General features: G+C 46.2%; 4 protein-coding genes and 1 CRISPR repeat array (1 of these 5 cut by a window edge). Of the genes, 3 read left to right on the forward strand and 1 reads right to left on the reverse strand.

Features of this window, described 5'->3' with window-relative positions; all coding sequences use genetic code 11:
- Positions 1-141: 141 nt before the first annotated feature.
- The 3 genes from IAQ59_RS03215 to IAQ59_RS03225 all read left to right on the forward strand — a co-directional run bounded on the left by IAQ59_RS03215 (position 142) and on the right by IAQ59_RS03225 (position 5,715).
- Complete coding sequence (locus tag IAQ59_RS03215) at positions 142-3,636, forward strand: PVC-type heme-binding CxxCH protein (protein ID WP_209329329.1); 3,495 nt, start codon at positions 142-144, stop codon at positions 3,634-3,636.
- Between the two features lie 69 nt (positions 3,637-3,705).
- Complete coding sequence (locus IAQ59_RS03220; RefSeq protein ID WP_209329330.1) at positions 3,706-4,563, forward strand: sugar phosphate isomerase/epimerase family protein; 858 nt, start codon at positions 3,706-3,708, stop codon at positions 4,561-4,563.
- Between the two features lie 36 nt (positions 4,564-4,599).
- Positions 4,600-5,715, forward strand: coding sequence for a Gfo/Idh/MocA family protein (locus IAQ59_RS03225; protein WP_209329331.1), 1,116 nt, complete (start codon positions 4,600-4,602; stop codon positions 5,713-5,715).
- A gap of 126 nt (positions 5,716-5,841) precedes the next feature.
- Here IAQ59_RS03225 and IAQ59_RS03230 read toward each other — a convergent pair whose 3' ends face one another.
- Complete coding sequence (locus IAQ59_RS03230) at positions 5,842-6,099, reverse strand: hypothetical protein (RefSeq protein WP_209329332.1); 258 nt, start codon at positions 6,097-6,099, stop codon at positions 5,842-5,844.
- Positions 6,100-6,674: 575 nt separating this feature from the next.
- A CRISPR array of direct repeats spans positions 6,675-12,732; the repeat unit is 30 nt; unit sequence ATTTCAATTCCAATATGGTGCGATTAAGGG; it runs 3,270 nt beyond the window's last position.

The raw sequence follows: 12,732 nt of genomic DNA on the forward strand, positions 1-12,732 counted from the left end.
TGCGCAAAATAAACCGAATTATCGATAATAATGTTAAAATAAAGTCAGAATAGGGTAAAATACAGTGAGATTGAACCATATATTTTTTCCATCTTTACCCTTAGATTACTTGTAAAACATACACCCAAAAAACTGCTTAAAATGAGACAGATCGGTTTGCTATTATTTTCCTGCCTGCTACTGCTAGCTTGTGGGGAAAGCACCATCAAAGACCGGAGATCTGACGGGCCCCGCAGAGCAGAAATGCTCTTTTTGGGACATGACAGTCAGCACCATCATTCTGAAAAGCTGATGCCCATGTTGGCCAATCCGCTATTTAGAAAAGGAATCAACCTAACCTACACGTCGGATCCCGACGACCTAAATGCCGAATACCTCTCCTATTTTGATGGGGTGATGATCTATGCCAACCACGACGAGATCAGCCCGGCGCAGGAAAAGGCCCTACGTGATTTCGTAGAAGGCGGCAGAGCACTGATCCCCTTGCACAGCGCTTCTTTTTGTTTCAGAAACTCCGATTGGTTTGTGAAAGCCGTTGGAGGCCAGTTCAAATCCCATGGTGTAGGGGATTTTACCGTAGACATCCTCGACGCCAATCACCCGGTGATGAACGGCGTGTCTGAATTTGAAACCTGGGATGAGACCTACGTGCACAGCCAGCTAAACCCGGACATGACGGTATTGATGGAGCGTGTAGAGGGCGACCATCGCGAACCCTGGACTTGGGTGCGCGAGCAAGGAAAAGGGCGGGTATTTTATACCGCATACGGACATGACGAGCGCACTTGGTCCAAGCCGGAATTCCATCAGCTGGTGGCCAACGGAATCATGTGGGCGGTAGGAGAAAAGATTGCACAACAAGTAGCCGACTATCAGATACCCACCCCGGTATTTACCGATGCGGATATCCCCAACTACGAACGGCGAGACCCCCCGCCTCAGTACCAGCATCCGCTCTCAGCAGAAGAATCCATGAAATTGGTTCAGGTCCCCGTGGGCTTCGAACTGCAACTTTTTGCCTCCGAACCGGATATCGTGAATCCCATGGCCATGACCTGGGATGACAAAGGCAGACTATACGTGATCGAGACGGAAGATTACCCCAATGAAGTAAGAAGTGAAGGGGGCAATGACCGCATTAAGATTTTCGAAGATACAAACGGCGATGGCAAAGCGGACAAAATCACTGTTTTTGCCGAAAACCTGAACATCCCTACCAGTATGGTCTATGTAAATGGAGGCCTGCTGGTATCCATGGCGCCAGACTTTGTGTTTTTCAAAGACACCAATGGAGATGGCAAAGCAGACCTACGGGAGACAGTAATTACCGGATGGGGCAAAAGTGACACCCATGCGGGTCCCTCCAACCTGATGTATGGTTTCGACAACAAGGTTTGGGGAGTGCTTGGCTATTCGGGCTTCAATGGCACTATTGATGGCAAACCGTTTAACTTTGGCCAAGGCGTTTACCGGTTCAATCCGGATGGAACTGATTTTGAATTCCTGGGAACCACGAGCAACAACACGTGGGGATTGGGCTTTTCCGAAGAATTTAACGTGTTCATCTCCACTGCAAACGGTCAGCACAGTGCCTATTTGGCTATGCCTAGCCGCTTTGTAAGACGCCCTGTTCGCGGAGGTTCTGTAAATGCAGTCCATGGAATCGATACCCACTACGACATGCCCCATCTCACTCCCTTTCTGCGGCAGGTGGACTGGCACGGTAGCTATACGGCTGCCGCTGGGCACCATCTCTACACCGCAAGGCAGTTTCCCAAGTCCTACTGGAACCGAGTAGCTTTTGTCGCAGAACCCACCGGTAGGGTCCTGCACAATGCCATCTTGGAAGTGGACGGTTCTGGTTTCCGTGAGCGGAACGGGTTTAACATCCTCGCCAGTTCGGACGAGTGGTTCTCACCGGTACACGCAGAAGTAGGTCCCGACGGAGCGCTTTGGATTGCCGATTGGTATAATTTCATCATACAGCACAACCCTACCCCAAAAGGCTTTGAAAATGGCCCTGGGAATGCCTACATCAACCCACTGCGGGACACACAGCATGGCCGTATTTACCGCCTTGTCTACAAGGGTGCACCGGAAGGCAAGTTGCTGAACATCGATCCATCGAGCAACAAAGACCTGATCGCCGGCATCAAGAGCGACAACATGTTTTGGAGAAGAACAGCCCAACGGCTTATTGTGGAAACCCAAAACAAAAGCATCGTCAATGACCTGCTGAAAATCATCGACAACAACACCGTGGACGAGATCGGCCTAAACAGCCCGGCGGTTCATGCGCTTTGGGCATTGCATGGCTTGGGCGAACTAGGTGGCTCCAATGATGCCGCAAACCGCATCGTGGTAAAGGCGCTGAAGCATCCTGCCGCGGGAGTGCGTAAAAATGCCCTCATGGTATTACCGAGGAATGAGGCAACCGCCCAGGCCATATTGGATGCCAACCTGACCAATGACAGCGACCTAAACGTTCGAAAAACCGCCTTCCTCGCACTGGCAGACATGCCCAACTCTGCAACGGTGGGAAAAGCCATCCTGGATGCGAGCCTTATAGAAGACAACAACGCTGACAACTACCTACCCCAGGCCATCTTTGCCGCGGCACTCTCCCACCCCAGTTCCTTTGATGCGCAGGTAAGCCAAATCGGCGCAATCAACAAGCCCGACTCGTTGCTCACCTTAACGGAACGGGTGGCCAAAAGCTTGGTAGAGGAACAGTACAACTTGGACCGCAGATCCGGTATTCCCTTTCCGCCCAGCGTGGAACGAAAGGAAATTCACATCCAAGCCACCATCAGTAAGAGTGATGATCCCTTAGAAGGGGTAATCATCGCACAGGGAAACAACCAAAATGGGTATTCACTGTACATCCAAAATAATGTCATCCACTGGCTAGTGAAGCAGGATGGAAGAACCTTCAAACTGAATACCCGTGGATCCCTGCCAGCGGAGCAATTTACCGTGCAGGCAAACCTACTGGAAGGCGGCCAAATGAAACTCCTCATCAATGACAGCGAGGTTGCCTCCGGCAAGGCCAATGGGCTTTTTACTGCAGCGCTTTCCCCCGAACGCGTACGCATCGGTAACGACAACATGGGAGACAACCAAGTAGGCGATTACCCCAGACCCTTCTGGTTCCGTGGTAGGCTGAATCCAAGAGCTTCGGTACTGAAACTCATACAGCCTAATGCCGATGCGGTAAGCGCGGTAGGTGCAACTGCCGAGCAGGATTCACCCCCCTCAGGTACCGTCACCGTGAAGTTAGGAGTGATACAGCATGAAATGAAATACAACAAGCCTTCCTTTACCGTAAAGGCAAATGCGCAGGTTACCATTGATTTTGAAAACAACGATTTCATGCAGCACAACTTGGTCATCGCCAAGCCCGGCACCCTGGAAACGGTCGGGAAGGCCGCTGACGAACTGGCCAGAGACCCCAAAGGAGCCGACATGAACTATGTACCCAAGATCCCCGAAGTAATAGCCTCCACCCGATTGGTGGATCCGGAAACCAGCGAATCGTTGGTATTCAGGGCCCCTTCAGAACCCGGAGAGTATATATACATATGCACCGTGCCCGGTCACTGGCGAATCATGAACGGTATCATGATCGTCGAGTAGTCCAATTCATCTTTTGCCTAACAGCACGTCCGGAACACAATCATACCGGACGTGCTTAACCCACAAGACATGAGTTTAAATGTAACCTTTGCCACGACCACGTGGCTATGGACCTCCCCGTTTACCACCGAAACCACCTCGCTCTTTTCCAAAATCAAGGAAATGGGCTTTGACGCAGTCGAAATTCCCGTAGAGGATCCGGACCTGATAGACGCCCGAAAAGTGAAGCAAGCCTTGGAGAAACAGGGCCTCAAGCCGGTTATCTGCGGCGCCTTTGGCCCCAGCAGAGACCTCACACACGAAGATCCCGCTTACCATAAAACCAGCCTGGACTATATCCGGCGCTGCTTTCAGATCAGTGCCGAAGTGGGGGCCCGCTTTGTGGCAGGCCCCATGTATTCAGCCGTAGGCAAAGCGAGGCTGTTGCCTCCGGAAAAGAAAAAAATCGAATGGGACCTCGCCGTAAACAACCTCCACAAAGTATGCGTAATGGCTGCCGAATACGGCCAGGAAATTGCCCTAGAGCCGTTAAACCGCTTTGAAACTGACCTGATCAACAATGCAGAGGACTTGATGCAATTGATCGGTGACATCAACCACCCAGCCGCCAAGGTACTGTTGGATGGCTTTCACATGAATATCGAAGAGCGGAACATCGTGGATGCAATCACCCGGGTAGGCGATAAGCTGATACACGTGCAAGTGTCTGAAAATTACCGAGGCACGCCAGGTACCGGTCAGACGCGTTGGGAGGACTACCGCAAAGGACTTGAAATCGTAGGCTATCAGGGCGTGGTGTCTATCGAAAGCTTCACTCCGGAGATCAAGGAGCTGGCTGGCGCCGTGTGCATTTGGAGGCCTTTGGCCGAATCCCAAGACGCCTTTGCTTCCGAAGGCCTAAAATTCCTGAAGTCGTGGGCTTCTTAAGTAAATTCATCAACCCATCATAAAACCATTTTTAACATGAGTGATAAAAAAATAAACATTGCCATTATCGGATTGGGATTTGGGGCCGAGTTTATCCCCATATACCAGAAGCACCCCTTGGCCAACATGTATGCCATCTGCCAACGAAACGAAGAAAAACTCCACGAAATCGGCGACGCCTTCGGTGTAGAAAAGCGGTATACCGACTACGATGAACTACTAAAGGATCCCAACATCGACGCCGTACACATCAACACACCCATACAGGCACATGCAGAACAATCGCTCAAGGCGCTGCGGGCGGGAAAACACGTGGCATGTACAGTCCCCATGGCCACCACTGTAGAGGAATGCCGTCAGATCGTAGCGGAAACGGAACGGACCGGTCTTACTTACATGATGATGGAAACGGTGATTTACAGCCGGGAATTTCTATTTGTGAAGGAAATGATGGAGAAAGGCGAGCTGGGAAAAATCCAGTTCCTGCGGGCCAGCCACCAACAGGAAATGGCCGGATGGCCGGGTTACTGGGAGGGGCTGCCTCCAATGCACTACGCCACCCATTGTGTAGGGCCGGTATTGGCGCTGCCAAGGGCTCAGGCTGAATACGTGTCTTGTTTCGGTTCCGGCCGCATCGATGAAAACCTGATTGAAAAATACGGATCGCCCTTTGCCATCGAAACCTGCCACATCAAGTTGAAAGATTCCGACCTCTCCGCCGAAGTCACCCGTTCTCTCTTCAACACCGCCCGGCAGTACCGGGAAAGCTTCGACGTATATGGTTCGAAAAAATCCTTTGAGTGGACACTGATCGAACACGAGGACAGTGTAATCCACACCGGTGAAGAGCCCTCCCGGGTAAAAATACCGGACTACGCACACCTACTACCCAAAGAAATCGCGTCCTTTACCACTGCAGGGGTATACGACTCCGATGATAATCAGCACCTTTCCTTTATCCAAGGTGCCGGACATGGGGGATCTCACCCGCACTTGGTACACGAGTTTTTGACCGCACTGCACGAGGGTCGTGCCCCCTATCCGGATGCCCGCCAGTCTGCCAACATCACCTGTGTGGGTATTTTGGCCCATGAGTCTGCGATGAAGGGTGGAGAGATCATCCCCTTACCTGAATTTACGCTGACAAAATAAAACGAAGTACCACCTCTCAGACCTATTGAATCCGGGGATAAAGGCCTATGCCTTTATCCCTTTTTTTTTGAGGGGGGAGGGAAGGAATATCAGTCCCCTAGGTGCAGGGCCAACGAAAAGAAGAAATCAGAAACTGTCGGAGACCTTTCCCTTCCAGTGGTGAATAAACGATGTTGCCTTGCCCCGGTACTCCTCCATCAGATTTATCCAGCGCTCCCGTTCCAACGGTGCCTCCTCCACATTCAAGTCGCTAAGCGCCATGGGATTTTCGATCTGAAAATAGTCCCTAGGCTGCCGCCATTCCGACAGGTCCACCCTTTCGCAGCTAAAAACAATCAGCAGGACAAAAAAAATATCTGGAAGAAACAAGAAAAGCCTTTTCATAGTCAACACATCATTGGACCAGTTTTAAATTCAAATCTACAACCAATACGAATAACCTGCCAATTTTGTCCTAAAAAACCTCCACTTTTTTTTAATTCATTTGCAAATACCAAAAAAAAGCAGGAATGGAATAAGTTAAAGAATAAAAAAATATTTTATATTTATTAAACTATGTGAAATTAAATTTTACAGTAGCCCCTATACGTAACACTTTATACGCCAACTAAGGCGAAGCGTCAAATCGGAAGTAGAGCGGGCAGCCCCTTCGTGCGAAAAGTGGCATCCCTAGGAAGCAGTCCCTTTCAGAACTTGAAACATCTCTTCGTCGACCGGCTGTGATTACTGGATCAGATCCGTTTTCTGACCGGTTATAGGAGTACGATCTTTTGAGGATATAAATCGGCCACTTGATCCACTATACCTTCTATCTGGCTTGGCCTTTTCATACTTTTAAAACCAAGCGGCTTGGCACCTATAATCCGTACATCCGTATTCTTTCCGGCCGGCTAAGCCGCTATGGACAGGTAAAGCGTTAAAGAGAAAGCATAGACCAGGCATTAGAGGATCTATTTCCTATTTCAATTCCAATATGGTGCGATTAAGGGTGCCAAGAAACCGGCTTTTCGTCGTTGTCCCTTATTATTTCAATTCCAATATGGTGCGATTAAGGGTTGGATGACCTTAACCAAGCTGTCAAGGTTGACACCATTTCAATTCCAATATGGTGCGATTAAGGGGCTATTTCCTTTTTTTGGCGAACACACGCAACTTTGATTTCAATTCCAATATGGTGCGATTAAGGGTTTTCGGTTGTGATGTATATTACTTTTGAATCTCCATATTTCAATTCCAATATGGTGCGATTAAGGGTGACCTCTGCGAGTAGCAGGGGTGCGGCCTCTGCCGATTTCAATTCCAATATGGTGCGATTAAGGGTAGAGCAAGGGCAATACGGAACCATGCAGCTGCCTTATTTCAATTCCAATATGGTGCGATTAAGGGCCTTGGGCCTTTTCCTATGCTCATCCTGCCCATGCATTTCAATTCCAATATGGTGCGATTAAGGGTAGATAAATTCCCAAAAGCTAGGATAGCTTTTAAGTTATTTCAATTCCAATATGGTGCGATTAAGGGAAAACCTATTATTTTACCAAAAACTCTAGGTTCGTTATTTCAATTCCAATATGGTGCGATTAAGGGTGTGATAGGCTTCTGCTGATGATCCAAAACTTTGAAATTTCAATTCCAATATGGTGCGATTAAGGGAACAGGGGATTGGTTTTCGAAGAGGTGCAGGCTGACTATTTCAATTCCAATATGGTGCGATTAAGGGTTACCAACGGATTGTTCATTGGGGTTTCTGTTGATATTTCAATTCCAATATGGTGCGATTAAGGGATGAGGAGTTTTGTCAATTTCAACTAGAGAACCTAATTTCAATTCCAATATGGTGCGATTAAGGGTGATGGAATCCATGAAGACGTCAATGGCTATACCTATTTCAATTCCAATATGGTGCGATTAAGGGAAATCGGGGGACAGTTATTTGCAGGATTTCAGAGGTATTTCAATTCCAATATGGTGCGATTAAGGGATTGATCGTGGGTGCTGGGGAAAAGTCCGTTCAAACATTTCAATTCCAATATGGTGCGATTAAGGGATCCAGGCAGGAATCCCACCCAGAAATCTGTGAATTATTTCAATTCCAATATGGTGCGATTAAGGGTCGCCACGGAAAACCAGTTGTTTACCGGCGATAATTATTTCAATTCCAATATGGTGCGATTAAGGGGGATGGTGACGATCTTGGGAATCTCGCGGATGATGGATTTCAATTCCAATATGGTGCGATTAAGGGCTCCAATTTTGAAAACTACCCCACCGACTTGCGATATTTCAATTCCAATATGGTGCGATTAAGGGCCAACAACTTGAAAACGATTCTTTTGGAACAGCGTTATTTCAATTCCAATATGGTGCGATTAAGGGAAATACCTGATAATCGAAGCGTAAATGCGGTCTCTCATTTCAATTCCAATATGGTGCGATTAAGGGCTATCCAAAATATTCTACCAAGTACGCTCACGAACATTTCAATTCCAATATGGTGCGATTAAGGGGACGAAGGATCGAACTGGCATTGTCTTCGTTTTCTAGATTTCAATTCCAATATGGTGCGATTAAGGGTACTAAAGCTAAAATGACCTCCTTTGGTCTTAATATTTCAATTCCAATATGGTGCGATTAAGGGCCCCAAGGGTTATGGATATATATGTTTCCGATTCATATTTCAATTCCAATATGGTGCGATTAAGGGATACAGTGTTGCGGATATAAAGTCATATGTTAACGTATTTCAATTCCAATATGGTGCGATTAAGGGTATGATTACAGCAGCATTAGTAACAGGATTAGTATTATTTCAATTCCAATATGGTGCGATTAAGGGGCGAGGTATGGGTTTTCTACCCGATCAAGTGCCCATATTTCAATTCCAATATGGTGCGATTAAGGGCCTTTCAGGAGCTATCCGTGCATCGAGAATGCGCTATTTCAATTCCAATATGGTGCGATTAAGGGCACTGGGAGAATATATACTGGGATATGAACAGGCCGAATTTCAATTCCAATATGGTGCGATTAAGGGTCGAAACAGTTCTATTCGAGGGACTATAGAAAGGCTATTTCAATTCCAATATGGTGCGATTAAGGGGTTTGTGAAAGATGCGTTTGGAAAGAAAATATACCAATTTCAATTCCAATATGGTGCGATTAAGGGGAATTGGATTGCCTTATCAAGACCCGCCATCCATATTTCAATTCCAATATGGTGCGATTAAGGGCTCAAACCCACACTTCAACAGTATTTCTTCAGCTAAATTTCAATTCCAATATGGTGCGATTAAGGGTCTCCGTCCTCGCAATCGGATGGGAGGATGAAGAATATTTCAATTCCAATATGGTGCGATTAAGGGATAGATACGGGTGCAAACCTAAATAACGGTTCTCCATTTCAATTCCAATATGGTGCGATTAAGGGGGAACCCGAACCGGAATCACCCCTATACATCACCTCATTTCAATTCCAATATGGTGCGATTAAGGGCCGACTACGTCGATCAGGAGGATCAGCTCTTGGCCAATTTCAATTCCAATATGGTGCGATTAAGGGTATGAAACTCGATACCACAGGAGTACTGACATATCATTTCAATTCCAATATGGTGCGATTAAGGGCTTTTCGATCGGGGTCACATTGCCGGTGGTTGCTTTATTTCAATTCCAATATGGTGCGATTAAGGGCATGGCCACCATGGCCGACGTGACGGCTTCTTTCATTATTTCAATTCCAATATGGTGCGATTAAGGGCCCTCTTCCAGTTGTGAGGCGATATTTAGGGCCTCTATTTCAATTCCAATATGGTGCGATTAAGGGAAGGCCTTTTTTCTCCAAGCCACGTAAGATCCGCTGAATTTCAATTCCAATATGGTGCGATTAAGGGCCTTGATCTCTCCCTCTACCAGCACGAGCGTTTCGAATTTCAATTCCAATATGGTGCGATTAAGGGCTGGAATGATATTTCGGATGGGAGCTTTGAAGAAATATTTCAATTCCAATATGGTGCGATTAAGGGGATTTGACCAGGTAAGCAAAAAAGCTGTATTGACCTATTTCAATTCCAATATGGTGCGATTAAGGGACTCGGCAGGGAATTGAGGTTGAAGAAGGATTGCAACATTTCAATTCCAATATGGTGCGATTAAGGGGTGTTTCCGCTAATATTAATCACATCCGTTCTTGAATTTCAATTCCAATATGGTGCGATTAAGGGAAGTATACCTTGCAGATTTGTTCCTGCACCAACTGTATTTCAATTCCAATATGGTGCGATTAAGGGCTTCGAATTCTTTGATTACTATCATTGCATTAAGATTATTTCAATTCCAATATGGTGCGATTAAGGGTTGCAAGTTGTAATCACCTTGAAGACGGAACTGTAATATTTCAATTCCAATATGGTGCGATTAAGGGTTCCCCTCGGTGATGAGATTATTGAAATACTCGCCTATTTCAATTCCAATATGGTGCGATTAAGGGTTGCATCTACTTCGATGCAACCGTAACCGGAACAAAATTTCAATTCCAATATGGTGCGATTAAGGGGTAATACACATCCGCAGCAGGTGCCCGCTCTATCATTTCAATTCCAATATGGTGCGATTAAGGGAAATGTTTGTTTGGCTCGTATCTATCGTGGTAACCGATTTCAATTCCAATATGGTGCGATTAAGGGTCCTGAATCGGAAATTCCTGTCTTTCTTGGAGGGCTATTTCAATTCCAATATGGTGCGATTAAGGGCCGAAAGACAGGCAAAAGCATATGCCACCCTGGATTATTTCAATTCCAATATGGTGCGATTAAGGGAAGGCTGGCGTAGAGGTCAAGCTAGCACTAAATCATATTTCAATTCCAATATGGTGCGATTAAGGGAAAAATCAGATTCATCAATAATCGGTTTGTAGCGGTATTTCAATTCCAATATGGTGCGATTAAGGGACTCGAACGGATGAAAAAGCAAAATACAGCAAGTCAAATTTCAATTCCAATATGGTGCGATTAAGGGTAAAAGTCTGACGGGTCGGCAGGTGGGTATTTACTAATTTCAATTCCAATATGGTGCGATTAAGGGTTATCGGGATTGGATGAAAGTAAAATAAAAGCAAATTTCAATTCCAATATGGTGCGATTAAGGGAGGATTAAGATAATCAATTCCAGCGGTGCTAATTTATTTCAATTCCAATATGGTGCGATTAAGGGAGGATTAAGATAATCAATTCCAGCGGTGCTAATTTATTTCAATTCCAATATGGTGCGATTAAGGGTTGCAGCTATTGCGTCAGGAATCAACGTATCGGGATTTCAATTCCAATATGGTGCGATTAAGGGATACCGGGTGCGTCCACAATACTGTCACATCCCCCAATTTCAATTCCAATATGGTGCGATTAAGGGCAGAACCAACCCCGCAAAGGTGTTACCTTCCGGCACCATTTCAATTCCAATATGGTGCGATTAAGGGAATAGCCAACCAACTCGGACAGGCGGCCATTTCGATATTTCAATTCCAATATGGTGCGATTAAGGGCTCAGTCTCGTAATCATGTCGTACCGGATATCCGGATTTCAATTCCAATATGGTGCGATTAAGGGCCCCTAGCAGCGGATACACCTTTAGCGGGTGGTATGAATTTCAATTCCAATATGGTGCGATTAAGGGTGATTTAATTCCGTCTTTTTGAGGCCCTATAGGAAAATTTCAATTCCAATATGGTGCGATTAAGGGCATATACAGCGTAGCAAAGGTCTCCCGCGCTACCATTTCAATTCCAATATGGTGCGATTAAGGGCACCGATTTGCGATTAGTAGAAGGCGCCTCCCTGATATTTCAATTCCAATATGGTGCGATTAAGGGTGTCCGATGCCTGTTCACATAGGCCGACACCTCCTCAATTTCAATTCCAATATGGTGCGATTAAGGGATTATTTCTTTTAGTTCCAAAAATATTAGTTGACAAATTTCAATTCCAATATGGTGCGATTAAGGGCCCTCACCGCTACCCCTAGCAGCGGATACCAGTTTGAATTTCAATTCCAATATGGTGCGATTAAGGGTGTCCTCTGGTGTCTTGACTCCTTCTTTGGTGCGCAATTTCAATTCCAATATGGTGCGATTAAGGGCCAGGGGCTCGCGTACGTTCCGCAGCACTTGCACACATTTCAATTCCAATATGGTGCGATTAAGGGCTTTGTAGTTCAGGAATTTCTCCTTTACCTCTTCGATTTCAATTCCAATATGGTGCGATTAAGGGATCCCTTATCAACCTTGGCGTAGCGACGGGAAATAGATTTCAATTCCAATATGGTGCGATTAAGGGAGCCTCAGACTCGTTATATATCCGCTGATGCTCCAATTTCAATTCCAATATGGTGCGATTAAGGGCCGAAGGGCTGAATGTGGGCGGATTGTTGTGATACTATTTCAATTCCAATATGGTGCGATTAAGGGTCGGACTTCCCGTCGGACTTCCTGTCGCGCTTGAGCATTTCAATTCCAATATGGTGCGATTAAGGGATCCTTTGAGGGATACGCAAAAGAAGTTTTAGTCTATTTCAATTCCAATATGGTGCGATTAAGGGCCAGATCTGTGGTGTTCTTACCACTGATACCCCAGATTTCAATTCCAATATGGTGCGATTAAGGGTGGATAATGGATTCACTATTCGGTTCAGCAAGCGATATTTCAATTCCAATATGGTGCGATTAAGGGTGTCTTTCATTCTTGACCACCACGGATTTGATCGTAATTTCAATTCCAATATGGTGCGATTAAGGGGGGCATGGTATTCAAAAGTTTTGTCCGCAAAGCGATTTCAATTCCAATATGGTGCGATTAAGGGTTTGAAGACATCCCCGCACCGCCTATGTACACCATATATTTCAATTCCAATATGGTGCGATTAAGGGAGCAAAGCCTGGAAGAGTCCGCCGCACTGAACTCGGATTTCAATTCCAATATGGTGCGATTAAGGGAGGCCCCAGCGAAGCGACTACCTGTAGAATCAGGTTT

Source organism: Lunatimonas salinarum (assembly GCF_017811155.1).
Lineage (GTDB): Bacteria > Bacteroidota > Bacteroidia > Cytophagales > Cyclobacteriaceae > Lunatimonas > Lunatimonas salinarum.

What these genes read in the sequence shown, in the direction of transcription:
- IAQ59_RS03215 (WP_209329329.1), top strand. Translation starts at nt 142, where the DNA reads ATGAGACAGATCGGTTTGCTATTATTTTCCTGCCTGCTACTGCTAGCT.
- IAQ59_RS03230 (WP_209329332.1), bottom strand. Translation starts at nt 6,099, where the DNA reads ATGAAAAGGCTTTTCTTGTTTCTTCCAGATATTTTTTTTGTCCTGCTG.
- IAQ59_RS03220 (WP_209329330.1), top strand. Translation starts at nt 3,706, where the DNA reads ATGAGTTTAAATGTAACCTTTGCCACGACCACGTGGCTATGGACCTCC.
- IAQ59_RS03225 (WP_209329331.1), top strand. Translation starts at nt 4,600, where the DNA reads ATGAGTGATAAAAAAATAAACATTGCCATTATCGGATTGGGATTTGGG.